Genomic DNA, 16,361 nt, shown 5'->3' with positions numbered 1-16,361 from the left:
GACACATTAAAAAGGAGCGTTGAAAGATGAACAGTACGACCGCCAGGGTAAGATTTTGCACCACCGTTGTTTTATTGATTCTATTGGCCATCCCAGTCATGGCCGGCCAGGCATCCATTACCATTAAACCCGGCACCTTGCAGGACGCATTGGATGCGTATGCCCAAGCCACCAGGACAAAAATCGTTTATTTAAACGAATTGATAGAAGGCAAAAACAGCCCCGGCACTCAAAACGCATCCCCCGGCGATGCCCTGCAACAAATTCTACAGGGAACCGGTTTAACCTTTCAAATAGCAGACAACAACACCGCTGTTTTAAAAAAAAAGAAACCCACGGAAAAACAACCCATCGCCAAAAAGAAGGAGATCGTCAAATCCGGTACTGAGACCAAGGAGGAGCAGGACAAGGTTTATATGAAAATCGGGGAAGTTACTGTTACCTCAAAAAAGTATCTGGCCTCTGCAGATGCACCTGCGTCGGTGGATGTCATCGGTTCCAGCGAGATTGAAATGGAAAATGTCGATTCCAGTATGGAATTGCTGAAAAAGGTGCCGGGGGCCTATTTTGGCGACTGGAACCAGGGAGCACTGACAAGTTCGTTTTCCCTGAGGGGTTATGATATCAACTCGTCGGCACCGGTGTCGCTGAGTATTGATGGAATTCCTGCATATTACAGCAGCAGGAACATGATCGATATGGGGCCCATCTTTCCCCTTGAGATCGATCAGATTGAGATGTTGAAAGGGGCTTATGATCCACGGTATGGAATCAATAATATTGCCGGCAGCGTGAATGTATACACGAAACGGGGAGGAGACTATACAAAAGCCCGTTTGCTTACCGGAAGTTACGAGACCTACGACGGGCAGATCGCCGTTGGCGTCGAAGAGGATAATTTTTCCCAGAACTATTTTGCCGGAGCAAGGAGTTCGGACGGATACCGGGATCATTCAGAAACTGAAAAACAATCCTTTTCCGGTAAATGGTTTTATTCCTTGGATGACCATAAAGGAAAAATTGGAGCAATTGTCAGATTTTTTAATATCACTGGAGATGCACCCGGCTACCTTTCCCGGGAAGATGCCGATAACAATCCCACAAGTGCTGCCGCATACGCCCGCTCGGACGGTAGTGAACAGGAAAATAAGCAGGCCAGCCTCCATTTTGACTATGCCTTTACCGACTCTCTTTACTGGTCGATGAAAACCTATGCCCAGCAGATGGAATGGGATAAATTTTCACGCTGGAGCCTTAGCGGTACCCAAAGCAAGACCCTCATCACCGAGAAACAATATGGTGCTGTTTCAACGTTGACTTTTGAAAAATATTACCAGGCCATTAAGCGCTTGAAAATCGACTGGGGTGTGGATTACCAGTACAGCGACGCCAGGGAACAGCGGTGGACCACCGAAGACAGAATCCGCCAGGGCAGCGAATACCGGTATTTTGATTATGACATGCAGTATTGGGGAACCTTTGCCCAGGTGGACAGCGACATCAGACACTGGCTGCGGATGTTTGCGGCCCTGCGTGTGGACAGTTTTGATGGAAATTGTACCAGTAAAATCACCAACAATGACGCTGAAATGCTGGATCTGGATTTTATATGGCAGCCCAAGGTTGGAACCGTGATTACCCCTTTTCAGGGGTATAACCTCTATGCAAACTGGGGCCGGACCTTCCAGCTGCCCGCCGTCCCGTACCGTTACGGACAAGATACGTCCGGAAATCTTATATCAAGGGATTTAACCGAATCTACAAATGACGGCTGGGAAGCGGGTATCAAAGCCTCCCCATTTGACTGGCTGTCGCTGCGTGTCAATGTTTGGCAGATGGTAGCCAGCAATGAGGTCAGGAAAAAAGGCGACGGTTCCGGGGACAGAATAAATGTAGGCAAAACCACAAGGGACGGCTGGGATATTTCATTCAGTGTCCGCCCCCATCCCTGGGTCTCCATGTGGGGATCATACTCCCAGGTAGAGGCAGTATACACAGATCCTGGAGAGACGCTCGCGGCTCTTAAAGGAAAGGATATTGAACTGATACCCAAGGAAACAGGAAAGTTAGGTGTGGATTTTAATCATTCCACGGGCATCTCCAGCAGCTTCTGGCTGGAACATCAGGGAGACTATTATGTCCTCGACGATGCCACAAATGAAAACGAAACCGTAGGCGACTACACCATTTTCAACTTTAAATTGGCATATACACTGGGACAGCTTAACAAAAAATTCAAAGGCACCACGATTGGTTTTGAAGTCAAAAACCTATTTGACGAAAATTATTATACCTACGTGTGGAACCTGGATGACGGATTTCAACCCGGTGATGCAAGAAGCTTCTATGCCTGGATGTCTGTCGACCTTTAAAAAGGAAAAAGGGACCGGAAAGACCTAAAGGATTCTGGTTGAACACTGCAGGTTTACGGTCCCTGCATAGTTTTAACAGGGAGTAAAAAAGATGATTTCATTGAAACGTGGTGCTGCAGGATTCACTATCGTAAAGATCAGTTGCATTTGTGCTGTTTTGCTTTTAACATCATCGCCGGCATTTGCCCATGACTTCTGGGTCACAGTGCCTCAATCGGAAAACAAGGTCTTTAGGGCAGACATCGGATATGGGCATGATTTCCCCCGGAGCGAACCTATTCCGGAGGACAGGATACACCTTTTTGCCCCCTTAAGACTGGTGACGCCGGATGATGTCATCACCCTTGACCAGGTCGGGGAGAATTATGCCTATCAGAAAAAGTTGGATCTGAAAAAGGGAAGTTACATGGTTCTCGGGCTTTGCCGGTCAAGCATCTGGTCCAAAGGCCCGGGGGGCTGGGCTCAAAAAGACCGGATCCAGAGACCGGAGGCAACCATCGTCCGTGAGGCAATTCTGTGCACCAAGACCGTTTTCAACATAGAAGGCGCCACGGACAACAAATTAATTACAGCACCTGCCGGTCAAAGGCTGGAGATTGTTCCTATGGTGAACCCCTCCAATGTAAAGGTTGGCAGCAAATTTCCCCTAACAGTATTGTACGATGGAGAACCGGTTAAGACCACCAGTGTGACGGCTACTTTTGCAGGTTTTGCAGATCGAAATTACCAGGCCTTCCAGGGAGAAACAGACTTAAAAGGTCAAATTGACATTATTCCCCTCAAACCCGGATGTTGGATTGCCAAGACAAAACACGTACTCAAGCATCCGGATCAAGCCAGGGCTGATGAATTTGTCCTGGTTGCGACCCTTACATTCAATATTCCGGCAGAGAAATAGGGGGCAGACCACGGTTTTTGTTAAGTCCTTTTCCTGGGCCTGTCGCTTTAACCGGAAAAGCGCGCCGGCCCAACATCATAGTGATTTCATCTTGAGATTGTTTAGCCGCCAATGCACGAATTCCAATTCGTGGCTTTTCTGATGATTGGCAGAAAAAATTTACGGGTTTTGACGTCTTCAATCGGCTAATGGGTATACGCACCACAAAACCGAAAGGAGATCATGATCATGCCCGGAGTTCATCATTGTTTTACTTATACCTCACCTTTCCTCTCAATAAGCCATTATCGCTTTCCCTCGGTAAACTTTTATACCCGGACGCTTTTAACGGCGATTCTGGTCGGTGCTTTATTGCTGTCGCCCTCGGTCTCTTCTGCTCAGGCTGCTTCGGATGAAACGCGATTGTACCGCATTCCCGCAGGGAGTCTGGAAGACGCACTCAATACCTTCGCCATGCAGGCGGGGATCACCCTGACCTTCGATCCGGCGTTGGTCGAGGGTAAAACCGTTCAGGGCCTGGATGGTATGCATACCCTAACCGAAGCCATGGGAATTTTACTGAAAAACAGTGGTCTCGAAGCATCCAGGAACGATGAAGGCAGCTATCACCTAAAACCACTGCCATTGGAAGGTGAGCGGGAGGTGGCCATGCCCTCGATGTACGTGGAAGGGGAGGCCATTTCCGATCCCGGGGTGGAAAGCGTATCCATCGATCGCATCCAGCGCAATCGGGCGACCGATATGAAGGATGTCTTCCGATCGGAATCGTCCATTGAAATCGGCGGGGGATCGCGTGCCGCCCAGCGTATCTATGTGCGCGGCATTGAAGCAACGAACCTCAATGTCACGGTCGATGGCGCCAATCAAGGCATGAACCACTTTCAGCATTGCGGTAATATCGGGGGAATCAACCCGGATTTGCTCAAGCAGGTGGAGGTCCAAACCACGCCTTCCGCCGATCAGGGACCGGGGGCGTTGGGTGGCAGTATCCGATTTGAAACGGTCGATGCCCAGGATCTGTTGCCGGCTGATAAACATGTCGGTACCATCCTCCGGGGCGGACTCAGCTCGGTTGACCGCGGCGATTTGCTGGGCGGCTCACTTTTCGGGCGCGCAGGAAAGCACCTGGGCGTGCTGTTCAATTATTCCGAGTCGACCTTCGAGCCTTACCAGGATGGCGACGGGAACCAGATTGTCGGGTCCGAAGGCGAAGACAAGAACCTGTTTTTCAAAATGAGCCTTCTGGACATGGCCGGCCACAGCCTGCGTGCCAGTTATGAGAATCAGAAAGATCAGGGCCTTTATACGGGTGACTGGACATACGGCGACGGCACCGGAAGAACGCCCACCAACCAGACCAGTGAGCGTGACACTAATGATGTCGACTATCGTTTCCGCGCCCTGAACAACGATCTGATCGACTGGAAGCTCAATGCCTACCAGAACGAATCAACCTTGGAAAGATCAACCGTTGAAACGCTTAGCGACGGATACGGGCTCGACGCACGGAACACCGCGCGTTTCTCCATCGGCCCGACGGATCACGCGCTGACGGTTGGCGTCGACTGGAGTGCTGAAAAAGGTGAGGAGATCGATGATCCAACCGAAATTGAAGCTGAAAACACGGGGCTCTATCTGCAGAACTGGATGACTTTTTCCCGTCTGGGTGTGTCCTTTGGAGCGCGTTTTGACGATTATGACACGACGTTCGGCAACGTCGATATCAGCGGGAGTGAAATTTCTCCCAATGCCGGTGTCGACATCAACCTGGGCTGGGGCTTCTCCGGCTTTGCCGCTTATGGCGAAGCGACGCGGGCCAAGGGGATTATCCCCATTGGCTCGCTGGTGATATTACCGATGACGCGGTCGTCAATCAGGAGGAAGGCAAAGAGAGTTTTGGAAAAGAAATGCAGCCCGAGACCTCGACCACCTATCAATACGGCCTTCGATATGGCACCGAAGGCATTTTTATGGACAGCGACCGTCTGCAGGCGCAGGCGACCCTTTTCGATACCGAAATCGAAAACCTGATCACCCAGGTCGGCGGCAGACGGGGTACCCCGGTAACCGGTCTTTACAATGATGACCCGATCACAACACAGGGCCACGAACTAAAACTTGGCTGGGGAGTAAAGGGGTTGATACGAACTTCAGCTTTACCCATGCCGTGACTGAAGATGCCGATGGCAAGGCCATTGCCTTTTCGCGCCGCAAGGCCGCTTCGGCCGGAGACACACTGGTCTGGGACACGTTCTGGCGACTGAACCCTGTAATCGGCTTTGGCTACACCTTGAAATACGTCGCCGCATTGGAGCGTGACGAGATCGATCGTGACGGGTATACCCTGCATAATGCCCAGGTGGTGGTGACGCCGGACATCGTCAAAGGACTCACGTTGACGGTCGCCGTTCTCAACCTGACTGACGAATTCTACCGCAGCCAGGCCTCTTCCGGTGAGGATGATACGGCAACGCCAGAGCCCGGACGCGATATCCGTGTCGGTTTGACCTACAAGATGATGTTTTAATTGTACTTTATTCTACGTGTATAAAGAGAATTCTCATTATGGACAACAGCCTCCGATCATCCCTTTTGGCACTGGGTCTGGCGTTTTTCTTTTCAATCATGATTGTCGGCCTTGCGATAACCGGATGCGCTTCCCAGCCCGTCAATGCTCAGTCTCCGGCCAAGGGCACCTTTTCACTGGTCAGCATGGGAGCCGGCGATCCCGACAATATGACCCTTCGGGCCCAAAAAAACATTGCCGCCGCGGATATCGTTTTCACCATGGGCGCACGGACCGATCGCTACGGTGATATCCTGACGGGCAAACTGGTATACGATGCCGGGCACCGGTTGTTTTACTACGGGGCATCGCAAGGCGGGAGCGGGGCGTCTCGATCGGGCCAAAAAGTCAAGGCGCTGGACGGGCAAAAAAGAAAGTCCGCCGGCCAGGGCCCGCGACCGCACAGATCTTCCGAAGAGATCGATGCCCTGCGGGAAAAAGCGCGCCGAATTATCCGTGATGCGGTTGCCAAGGGCAAGCATGTGGTGATCCTCGACAATGGCGATCCCACGATTTTTGGGCCGCACATCGGGTACATGCGAGAATTCGCCGATCTGAACCCTGAGATCGTGCCCGGACTTTCCAGCTTCAACGCCGCCAACGCGGCCCTTCAGACCAGTGTCGTGGTTGGTGAGAGCCGCGCCGTGGCTCTGACCATCGGGCGACTGGACAATGGCCGGGATGAAATCGTGGCCAGGATGATCGGAGAGGGATCGACCCTGGCATTTTTCATGGTGCGTAACCTTAACGCCTTCATTGGCGGATTGAACGCACGATTGCCTGGCAATACGCCGGTGGCCATCGTCGCTCAAGCCGGTTCCAGGGCGCGTCAGAAAATTATCCGCGGAACCCTCGACACGATTTTGAGCAGGATAGGAGAAGAAAAATTGCCGGCTTATCTGTTGTACGTAGGGGAATCCCTCAGATGAAGACGGCTCAAGAACTTATTACATTTTTGCCACCTATTTTCTGGGTGCCGGCGGCGAGCCGTGGCTGGTGATGGAGGTTGCCGGACGAAGGTGGCTCACCGTCTCGGCGGTGACGGTTCTGGCCAGCGCGGTGGTGGTGCTCTTCTCAATCGTTCATGCCCACAGCTTGCGTGTGGGAACCCGTGTCCATAATCTGCTCACGTTTTTCAAATTGGGTGTGATCGTTCTTTCCCTGGTCGCCGGCATGGGGCGGGGAAAAGGCGATCTGGCCCACCTGGAGCAGACGCTGGCCGATGTGTCCGGCGGACCGGGCAGTTTTGCGGTGGCCCTGATTTACGTTTCCTTTGGTGAGGCGATGAAAAACAGTTGATTGGCCGGAACATGGAACAAACCCGAACATTGGGTCATTATAAACCCTATAACATCGCTTCCTTTTTTTGCGCACAATAGGTTGGCCCTGTTGGCCTTGTTGAAAAAGCGACGTTATAGGGTTGTGGGTCGGCTCGATTATATTCAGCCTCACTGCGTCAGATCGCGATGGTGCTATTTCAGATCACGGTAACAGAACCACCAGTCGTAGCACTCATACTGATCCGGGCGTTTTTTTGCCTCTTCCTGACTCTGAGCCGGCGGAACAATCACTTTTTCTCCGATCAATTCGTTATCCGGCCATCCAGCAGGCATGGCGACACCGTTGGCATCGGAGGCCATCATGGCTTTCGTGGCCCGGACGATTTCATCCATGTTGCGCCCGATTTCCTGGGGGTAGTAAAGCACCAGGCGAACTTTGCTTTCCGGATCAACAACGAATACCGCACGAACCGTATTGGATCCTTTCCCCGGGTGCAGCATTCCGAGTTTGTTTGCAATGGTGTCATTGGCGGCAACAATTGGAAACGTGATCTCTACATCCAGCTTTTCCTCGATCCACTCCACCCACTTGATATGGCTGAACACCTGGTCGACCGACATACCGATAAGTTTGACACCCATGTCCTCGAACGCTTTTATGCGTTTCTGAAACGCCACAAACTCAGTCGTGCAAACCGGTGTGAAGTCTGCGGGGTGGCTGAACAACACAAACCACTGTCCTTTCAGATCTCCCGGCAGATTCATTGGGCCGTGAGACGTGCTGGCAGAAAATTCGGGAAACGTGTCACCCAACAGCGGTATATTGATTTTTGATTCCTGCATTCTTTTCGCTCCTTTATTGGTTAATTATTGTGAAAACAATTGCCATCGATAAAGCATACGCGATGCCAACCCCTTATAAAAAAATATCTCATTGTTTTTAATAACTATTTTTTTAATGATGAGTATTGATGCTTGTGTATCAACGAAATATCGGTTAAACATGCAACTGTATATCGGTGTCACACCGACATTCAGTAATTATTATTTTGGGGAGAGCCCATGAAGCATTCCATCTCGTCCCTTACCCCTGAGAAGACCACGGATATCGTGCTAAAAGCGATACGGGAATTAATTGAGTACGAATTGGCCGTTGTTTTAAGCTACGAAGAAGAAAGCGGCAGGTTGACCGTTAGGAAGGCTGCAGGGCCAGCCGCAACCCGGGACCTGGACCATTTCTCATTTTCATTGAACGACCGCAAGGACATTGCCTCTATCGTCCAACGCAAACACCCCTACCTTTTCCCCAAGAACCAGCACCATCTGGACACTTACGCCGAAATTATCGATTTTCCAGCGGACCATTCCTGTCTGGTTGCGCCGCTTTATCTGGACGAGAAACTGCAAGGCATTTTAACCCTTGATCATCATTCGTGCAACAAGTTTACGCCCCAAAACGTTCAACTGGTCAAAACACTCTCCAAATTGATTTCTCTGTCGATCGCTCAGGCGGACGATAAGGAGACCTTGAAAAAAGAACACCTGGCCATTACCAATGAGCGGAACCTATTGCTGGGCAACAGCTCAAAGGTACTCAACGCGTTAGTGGGTAATTCGGAAAATTGGAACCGGGTCAAAGATACGATTTCCCTGGTGGCGGCATCCAACACGCCCGTTTTGATCCAGGGGGAGACGGGCACCGGCAAAGAGGTTGTCGCCAAGGCCATTCATAACCTCTCGGCCAGACTCAGCGCGCCGTTTATAGCGGTGAATTGTTCGGCAATCTCAGCCGGCGTGGCCGAAAGTGAGCTTTTCGGGCATGAAAAAGGCTCCTTTACCGGTGCCGTTGCATTAAGAAAAGGCCGTTTCGAACTGGCCGACGGCGGCACGCTGTTTTTAGATGAAATCGGAGATCTGCCCCTTGACATTCAACCCAAATTATTGCGAGTTCTACAGGAAAGCAAGCTGGAACGGATTGGCGGTGAAACCACCATTGACGTGGATGTCAGGGTGATCGCGGCTACTCACGTGGATCTTCGCACAGCGGTAAGGGAAAAACGGTTTCGCGAGGATTTGTACTACCGGTTGAATGTTTTTCCGATCACGCTGCCGCCCTTGAGGGATCGTGGAAATGATGTGCTGTTGCTGGCGGAACATTTTATCCAGCAAATCAGGACCAGTACCGGTCACAATGAACTGGCCATCTCCCCGGAAGGTGTTGATCTCCTTTTGCAGGCTGATTGGCCGGGAAATGTCAGGCAGCTGCAAAACACGCTTGAGCTGGCTTCCATTCTCAGTCAGGGGCGCCTGATCGATTCCAGACACATCATCACCGGCGGGTCTCCTGCCGACAGTTTTTGCATGGATTCTAAAATTACGCAGGAAAGTGATTCTCAGCTTTCCAGCTTCGATCAGATGGTCACCATCCATTTGAAAAAGGCACTGACCCTGACCGGCGGGAAAATATACGGAAAAGGCGGTGCCGCTGAAATGCTGGGGATGAAGCCGACCACACTGCAAAGCAAGTTAAAAAAGTACGGCATTCAGTAAACCGATCCCATGCAGATGGGGGCAGCTCTATCATCCTTTGGTTTCACTTCTCAACTGATCGATAATCTTCTGAGCTTTTTTAAAAATAAATGGCTGCAGCATCCTTTTCCAAAAGGGTACACTAACATGCATGAATTTAGAAAAGCCTGATAAATCCTCTCCGTAAAATGAGGCCTTTTCTTTTGCGTGAACATATTGCTGATGCCCTTTTACACCATCTATGGAAAATTCTATGGAAACATCTTTTACGATACTTGCATTTTTCCCGAAGTTTAGTTTTTTACTGATACAAATTTCGTGCAGGTTTTGGTCAAACGTCGCCTCCATGGACACCCACTTGCCAATCAGATAGACTTCAGGAAAGGCGTGCGGAAAAGGATCTATCCATCGCTTGTAGGCAAATTGGGGCAGAAAATCATCGAGAGCAGTTTTGTGAACATACATGAAATGAAATCGTGCTTTCAACCCTGCCTCTCTGGCCATGGCAACCAGTAAATTTGCTTTTTGCATGCAAACACCCCTTCTATTTTTTAGCACTTTTTGAGCGGGAATTTCCTGAGGATATATCCATCCGAATTTAATTTCATCACGAACAAAATAATAGATCCGCTTCATTTTTTCGGCATCTGTTTCAGCGCCTCGGGTTATTCTTTTTACTGTTGATTCTATGCGCTCTTCGTCATGATCCTGGGCTGAATGTCCTGCGCTGCCGCTATCTGAAGCGATCAACATTGTCGATAGCGTTGAACCGGTAGTGATCGTTTTCATTATTATTCTTCCTGATTCATGATTGATGAATTCGTAAAAAGTCGCCGTTCAGACGGATTCGTAAAAAGCCCGAGATCAAGGCTTGCGAGCCCTTAGAACAGATATCCTGTTAACATTTCCTGCAGTGCCTTGACCAGACGTTCTTCTCCCACGGGTGAATCAAAAAGCACTGCCCGGTGGCAAACTTCTTCAATGGCATAGTAAATTAGCTCTACGGCTGCCTCCAAATCCTGGACGCGATAGCTCGAACGCATGGGTTCTAAAAATCTTAATAGCGCGCCGAGCAATCTTTTCTCGCGCGCTCGGGTCCAGGCTGCCACGTCAGGATCCAGGATTTGCATGGCCAGGACCTCTCGATGAAAAGCCTTATTGCGATGATGCCCTGTCACTGCGAAGCGGATCATCGATGCAAGGATTTCCTGCTCCGAGTGCTTTTCCTGCCGCATCTGCCAACCGAATTCGAACATGCGTCCGCCGAGCTCTTCTTCCATGCGCAGGCAAACGGCCATAAACGCAGCCTTTTTATCCCTGAAGTACCGGTAGAATGAGCCCGTGGCAACGCCGGCTTCAGACGCGATGGCCTTGGCTGTGGTTCCGTGAAAGCCATGGGCAGAAAAGAGTTCAAGGGCGGTGTCGAGGATGTGACGTTTCTTCTCATCGGCCCGTTTCTGTTTGGGTTGGTACTCGCCGTTTTTCCAGTTCATGTCTTCATTTTTACCTCCCATTGATTTAGACGATATCAATACATGAACTATGGTTCATATTTAGTCAAGAAAAAAATGAACTATGGTTCATGTTTTTTGCATTTAATTTCACCAGGCGGAAGGTTTCCGTTCCATCACCATTATCAGAGTCGATGAATTCCTGCTGTACGTCAGGTTTGTCGCGCTCGGAACCAATCCCACGATGCACCTGAATGGTTGGGAAAGTCTTTGAGGCCGACCATCGCGTCGAATATATGCGAGGGGTGGGGCAAACGATTTGAGGAAAAAATGCCTGAGGTTGCCACGCCGGACAATCTTTCCGTAATTTTTGACTGGACATTGGGGTTAAGAAAGCTGGCTGCAGGCTGAACCGATCTTGTGATCCACTTCACTCACTTGATATGGCTGAACCTTTTCTCCAACTATAATAGAACAAGCCCATAGCTCGAACTTACGGGATGGGTGTTATCGCCCTTCTTTTTTTTCAAGCCGGCACTTTTCAGGAGGTGATTCATGTTGATGCCATAGCCCGAGACCGAGGGCCGAGAGAGACCAGGATGTCGACATGTGCCGTTTCCGCTCAACACCTGGCAATGGGTGTGATCATAACAGAACAGATTCTTGCATGAGCCTCCGGCAAATCCCCTGGCCATGAGAAATCCTTTTTCTATTGCCGCTGCTTCCAGCTGTGCGGCGATGAAATGGAGAAGCTGGCCGGTTTCCCTGCGGCGGTCGGAATACATGCTGTCCTGCGAAACCTCGATTTCAAAAACAAGCGCAGCGGATGTTTTTTTGATAAAGTCCCTCAGCCATTCCGGCCCTTTTACGTGTGGCGGACACGTCGGAGAGAGCCCGTAGTTTGGGCATCTGGCTTCACGGCAGAGATTCGCCAGATAATCTTCGGCCAGAATATCTTTGGCATCGACAACCGTCGCCGCGCTGGCTCCCAGACTTATGGCCAACGTGACAAGCTCATCCAGGCGGCTTTGGTGTGCAGACTGATTCGACTCATTCATGTTTGGATCCGGTATTGCAGATAGAGGATTAGGGTTGTGAACGACCATGCCGCACCCGGCGCAGCGCCGTTTCAATTCATCCGACCAGATCTCAACAATTTCACCGCATTGAGGACAAGGCTGCTCAAGGGGGATGACTATCAGCGTTCGATCCAGGCCGGGACATTTTAATGAATCGTTAAAGCTCATTGTTATTTCCTTACCCTGTGACTCGATCTTCAAGTTTTTAGGAAATTTGTTCAAATTCAAGGCGGAAAAAAATTTTGACCACAGGCATACTCCAGTATTCCGAGGATCAAAATTTTTTTCCAACGCCGCAAGTTGGGCAAATTAACAAAAACTTGAACATCGAGTGTGACATATCAGACTATACCATCAACGTGAAATGTTAATTGACGAAAATAGACCATTTCGATGCCGCCGCAATCGCCCATTTGGGGGATGAAGGTTTTTTTTCTAACGCGGTTTCCCAGAAAGCTCAAGTTAGAGACGAAAATTTCCCGACAAGGTAGCTTTGTGAAAGTGTTAAGTTTCAAGTGTTAAGTGTTAAGTGGTGGATCGGATCTGATTTTATATTGGAATCGATAGGATGCCTTTCCTTAACACTTTAAACTTAACACTTAACACGGGTCCATAAATCAGTTGAATTTATCCTATGCTGGAGCAGATATCTGCTTGAGCCTTCCGGACAACCGGCTTTTCTAATTTGCAGATGGGGTCAGTTCGATCAGAAATCGCTTGATTAAAGCCACCTGCTCGCCGGTGCGGATCACGGGCAGACGGGCAATATCCTCAGGTCGCTGCAATACGGGGGGCAGGAGGGGATATTCGCTGATCAGGTCCGACAACTGTGCCAGCACAGCATTGTCCACCTCTCCCAACAGGTCGTCAATTTCCGGGACAAACAGCCAGGGCCTGTTCGCCCTGATCTTTTTATTCAGCGACAGGCGTTTAACAGCCAGTTCATACCGTCGCCGCTTGCCATGGAGATTATCATCTACCTGTCGCATCAGTTCCGCAAGGCACCGGGCAGCCGGCATGCCAATCCTCTCATGCAAAATGCGCCATCCGCAGTTGAACAGGCGCACCATGTCGGTATTGACAAGCAGCGTGGTGAGATTTGCCAGATCTTTATCATCCACAGTAGTCAGGCAGAGGCCCGTTACGTGTTCGGCTCCCAGTTGGCAGGTCGCCATCACCGCTTTGGCCGCCTCCATTGGCCTGAAACGCCGGCCGTAGATCGGGCAACCGGCTATCAGCACATTGGCCAGGTAGGTTGTCTCGGCCAGGCGCTGGTCATCGGATGCCGATCCGTTTTCCCGCAACGCACGCATGGCTCGGGCCAGGGGCATTGATTCCGGGTGCGATTCGCCTGAGGGCAACTGTCTCTGCGTCACCGGGGATTCAAGGATCTCGGCCTCCTGGAGCAGTTCCTGGACCCTTTGCCGTTCGGCGTTGATAGTTGGATCGGAGATGGCGGTGTCGGCAGCAGCTGTTTTCGCGGTGTCGGTATTCAGAGATTTAAAGTAGCGGCGAGTGTCGTAGTGCCATTGTTTTTTGGCAACGTGTTGCGCCAGGGGCTGGGAGCGCGCCTGTTCGAGGAAGGCGACAGCCGAAGCCGGGGGCACGTATCCGTCTTTTTGGCGGTGCTCCTGATGCTCACCGGCCAGATCGGCCGTCAACATCTCTTCGGCGGTCAAAACGTCGTACAACCCACCGTTGTCTTCGATGTAGTCCGCGCTGATCCGACTGCAATGTCTCAGCAGGCGGTCGAGCATGGCTTCATCGGCCTGATTGAGTTCTATCAGCATCGTACTGATGACATCCCATCCGCAATGAGGTTTGGCGATGACCAGGTATCCCTCGAATTCCAGACTCAAGGCACCGTCAAGCACCTTGTCAACCAGATACGTCTTGTCACCGCGGTCACGTCTGGCAATATGAACGGACAGCGCGTCCATATCGAGGACCCGGATGTGGCGGGTCAGGGCCAGGGTGATCAGGTCTTCGTCGAACCGGACGATCTTCTCCATGGCCGATTCAAGGCCGTTTTCAAAAAGAACTTCCAGCCACAGGATAAAGCGCCCGGCATCAAAGATCTCATCTTTTCCTGGACGTGGACCAACCCACAAGTCTTCGTCAAACACCCGGCTGAGCTGCTCACCGGTGGCCATGGCGACAATCTCGGCAGCGTCTTCCAGGCCGACATGCCGGACCAGACGGGTCAATACAGGTGGTGGTAGCTCCTGAACTATTTTTACAATGCGGGGTGATTCGAGTATACGATTCAATAGATCGACAGGTCGCTTTGGTGCAACGGCACGTTCAATCATGGCAGACTCCAACTAAACGAGGCGATTAAAATTTTGGTATGTATGAATATTATTGGGGGCGCAAACGCTGGCTTTTATGACATGCCGCGACAAAACGGTCAACCAAAAATTAATAATAATTACAGATAATTATATCGTTGACATGGCAGCAGTTGTGCGATACATTATTCTATAATGGCTCCGGCGAATCTTAGAGCCTGTTTTAGAAGTCTGGACCAGGCCCGATAACAAGGCGGAAAGTGGCTCAATTGCTGCGCATATATGGTATATGTGAGCATTTTGAGACACTTTCCAACGCCGTTAGCGGGCTTTTTACGAATCCGTCAACTGTTCAAAAGGGGAACGATGACAATCAGGCAGCAGGCCGATGAGACCTTTGACAAGGGAATACGCTTGGAAAAGGAGGCAGCGTTTGAAAAGGCCAAAGCCATTTATGAAGATCTCTTCCGTCATGTCACCGACGAAACGGTCCTTAGAAAGATTAGATTTCGGATGGAGGACATCGACGACCTGATCGCAGAGAAGGCTGTTTACCAGCGCATTGACGAAAACGCAAAACGCGTACTTACGGAAATCGGTATAAATATCATTGAGAGCCAACCCCTTATGGATCTTCTTATGGAAGCCGATGCCGTGGATTTCGATAATGAAACGGCGTTTTTCATTCCCTTGAAGCGGGACTATATCGACCACTGTTTAGCGCAGGTACCCCGTACGATGGCTGGTGATCCGGGAATGAACACGTTTGGCACCGGTGCGACATCACCTTTTCTAAAGCGGACTGGGGACGAAGAACTGCGTCCGGCTAACCGCGAGGAATACGAAAAAATCATCCTCACGGTGCGAGACCAACAAGATGTTGTCGGCATTTTCAGTCTGCCGGTAGCCTGCGACAAGAGCATCTCCCTCTTCGAGATCGCCCAGTTGATGGAAAAATACTATCAAGGTCTCAAGATGATCACCACCAATACGATGAGAGATGACGAAGTAAAGTTTTTAGCAAGAAAGGACCATTGGCTCGATGGAACCAGCCTGATTACCTCCTTGACGCAAATGAACAACATGGTGGATCCTTTTTTGCGCAGCGCCCGTTCAGGCAACAACCTTTTATTGATCGACCAAAGCCTTGCCGGCATCTCTGGCCCAGGTAGCCCGGAAGCGTTTCTGACGCAGAACCATGCCCAGGTGATTTTCATGATGGTTGTCGCCCAGACCGTCAACCCGGGTATCTCATGCATGCACTGTGGGATACCCAGTATTGTCGATTCAAGCGGCAATCTTGCTTACAGTTCTCCCCATCAAACATTCATCAACGCTGCCTTGGCGCGGGTCAATACCTGGATTACAGGATTCCCTTCCGCCCAGACCGGAGGCAGTACCAGTCTATCTGATGTGACTCCCCAGGCAATGATCGATTCAGAATTGAGCCGCAATGCGCTGCGCAAGTACGGGGTCCATATTGTACGGCACGCGATGGGGGCTTTAGGCAGCCTCAACTTTTTCAGCCTGGAGAAATTTTTAGAAGACTGCGAGATCGAGAGACGCTCCAGGAGGGTATTCGATGCCATTCCAAAGGATAAAGGTATGATCCCCTTGTACTTTCCTGGCGATCATCAGGCGCTTTCTGGAATACGCGAAATTGCTGAAAAGGGTAACCCGAAGAATGCCGATCACACGTTGAAAAATGTGGATTCGTTCAGCCAATGGGAGGATACCATCATCCAGGCTGCCAAAAAGAAAATCTATTACCCACAGCTTAACGATACTGTCATCGATTCAATCCAATCGCAATAATCCGCACAAACTGACATCCTTGTAGATAACTGGAAATACGATTTTTTTACTGCCCCGGAAACGAAAAATACCTTGTACTA

The 16,361-nt window shown here is 50.4% G+C and carries 14 protein-coding genes; 9 read left to right on the top strand and 5 right to left on the bottom strand.

Features of this window, described 5'->3' with window-relative positions; genetic code table 11:
• Positions 1–26 precede the first annotated feature (26 nt).
• The 7 genes from Dvar_RS32005 to Dvar_RS31975 all read left to right on the top strand — a co-directional run bounded on the left by Dvar_RS32005 (position 27) and on the right by Dvar_RS31975 (position 7,135).
• Complete coding sequence (locus Dvar_RS32005) at positions 27–2,372, top strand: TonB-dependent receptor plug domain-containing protein (protein ID WP_419657184.1); 2,346 nt, start codon at positions 27–29, stop codon at positions 2,370–2,372.
• A 91-nt stretch (positions 2,373–2,463) separates the two neighbouring features.
• Positions 2,464–3,270 (top strand): DUF4198 domain-containing protein, encoded by an 807-nt coding sequence (locus tag Dvar_RS32000; protein WP_419657183.1) that lies wholly within the window; start codon positions 2,464–2,466, stop codon positions 3,268–3,270.
• Between the two features lie 228 nt (positions 3,271–3,498).
• Entirely contained in the window at positions 3,499–5,301 is a 1,803-nt protein-coding gene (locus Dvar_RS31995; RefSeq protein WP_419657182.1) for a TonB-dependent receptor plug domain-containing protein, read from the top strand.
• The gene (locus tag Dvar_RS31990) at positions 5,235–5,441 is read left to right on the top strand and encodes a hypothetical protein (protein WP_419664194.1); all 207 of its coding nucleotides are present in this window, start codon (positions 5,235–5,237) and stop codon (positions 5,439–5,441) included. The genes Dvar_RS31995 and Dvar_RS31990 overlap by 67 nt, the downstream gene beginning before the upstream one ends.
• Positions 5,438–5,797, top strand: coding sequence for a TonB-dependent receptor (locus Dvar_RS31985; protein WP_419657181.1), 360 nt, complete (start codon positions 5,438–5,440; stop codon positions 5,795–5,797). Before Dvar_RS31990 ends, Dvar_RS31985 begins: the two co-directional genes overlap by 4 nt.
• 38 nt (positions 5,798–5,835) lie before the next feature.
• Positions 5,836–6,765 carry an SAM-dependent methyltransferase gene (locus tag Dvar_RS31980; RefSeq protein WP_419657180.1) on the top strand — a complete coding sequence of 310 codons (930 nt, stop codon included), beginning with the start codon at positions 5,836–5,838 and terminating at the stop codon, positions 6,763–6,765.
• 67 nt (positions 6,766–6,832) lie between these two features.
• Complete coding sequence (locus Dvar_RS31975; RefSeq protein ID WP_419657179.1) at positions 6,833–7,135, top strand: hypothetical protein; 303 nt, start codon at positions 6,833–6,835, stop codon at positions 7,133–7,135.
• Positions 7,136–7,308: 173 nt separating this feature from the next.
• Here Dvar_RS31975 and Dvar_RS31970 read toward each other — a convergent pair whose 3' ends face one another.
• On the bottom strand, positions 7,309–7,959 hold the full coding sequence (locus Dvar_RS31970; RefSeq protein ID WP_419657178.1) for a peroxiredoxin: 651 nt from the start codon (positions 7,957–7,959) through the stop codon (positions 7,309–7,311).
• A gap of 219 nt (positions 7,960–8,178) precedes the next feature.
• Here Dvar_RS31970 and Dvar_RS31965 point away from each other — a divergent pair, with 219 nt between their 5' ends.
• Positions 8,179–9,666, top strand: coding sequence for a sigma 54-interacting transcriptional regulator (locus Dvar_RS31965; protein WP_419657177.1), 1,488 nt, complete (start codon positions 8,179–8,181; stop codon positions 9,664–9,666).
• A 30-nt stretch (positions 9,667–9,696) separates the two neighbouring features.
• Here the strand turns inward: Dvar_RS31965 and Dvar_RS31960 are convergent, their stop codons facing one another.
• The 4 genes from Dvar_RS31960 to Dvar_RS31945 all read right to left on the bottom strand — a co-directional run bounded on the left by Dvar_RS31960 (position 9,697) and on the right by Dvar_RS31945 (position 14,487).
• Positions 9,697–10,434, bottom strand: coding sequence for a transglutaminase-like domain-containing protein (locus Dvar_RS31960; protein WP_419657176.1), 738 nt, complete (start codon positions 10,432–10,434; stop codon positions 9,697–9,699).
• Between the two features lie 92 nt (positions 10,435–10,526).
• Complete coding sequence (locus Dvar_RS31955; protein ID WP_419657175.1) at positions 10,527–11,138, bottom strand: TetR/AcrR family transcriptional regulator; 612 nt, start codon at positions 11,136–11,138, stop codon at positions 10,527–10,529.
• Between the two features lie 422 nt (positions 11,139–11,560).
• Entirely contained in the window at positions 11,561–12,466 is a 906-nt protein-coding gene (locus Dvar_RS31950; protein WP_419657174.1) for a DUF2284 domain-containing protein, read from the bottom strand.
• A 389-nt stretch (positions 12,467–12,855) separates the two neighbouring features.
• The gene (locus Dvar_RS31945) at positions 12,856–14,487 is read right to left on the bottom strand and encodes a DUF6178 family protein (RefSeq protein WP_419657173.1); all 1,632 of its coding nucleotides are present in this window, start codon (positions 14,485–14,487) and stop codon (positions 12,856–12,858) included.
• A 345-nt stretch (positions 14,488–14,832) separates the two neighbouring features.
• On the opposite strand from Dvar_RS31945, the gene Dvar_RS31940 reads away from it, so the two are divergent.
• A complete protein-coding gene (locus Dvar_RS31940) occupies positions 14,833–16,281 on the top strand; it encodes a trimethylamine methyltransferase family protein (protein ID WP_419657172.1) in 1,449 nt (482 codons plus the stop codon).
• Positions 16,282–16,361 lie beyond the last annotated feature (80 nt).

Source organism: Desulfosarcina variabilis str. Montpellier (assembly GCF_048565275.1).
In the GTDB taxonomy this organism is placed as follows: domain Bacteria; phylum Desulfobacterota; class Desulfobacteria; order Desulfobacterales; family Desulfosarcinaceae; genus Desulfosarcina; species Desulfosarcina variabilis.
The sequence above is the reverse complement of the archived record's forward strand: the minus strand, read 5'-3'. Positions and strand labels throughout refer to the sequence as shown.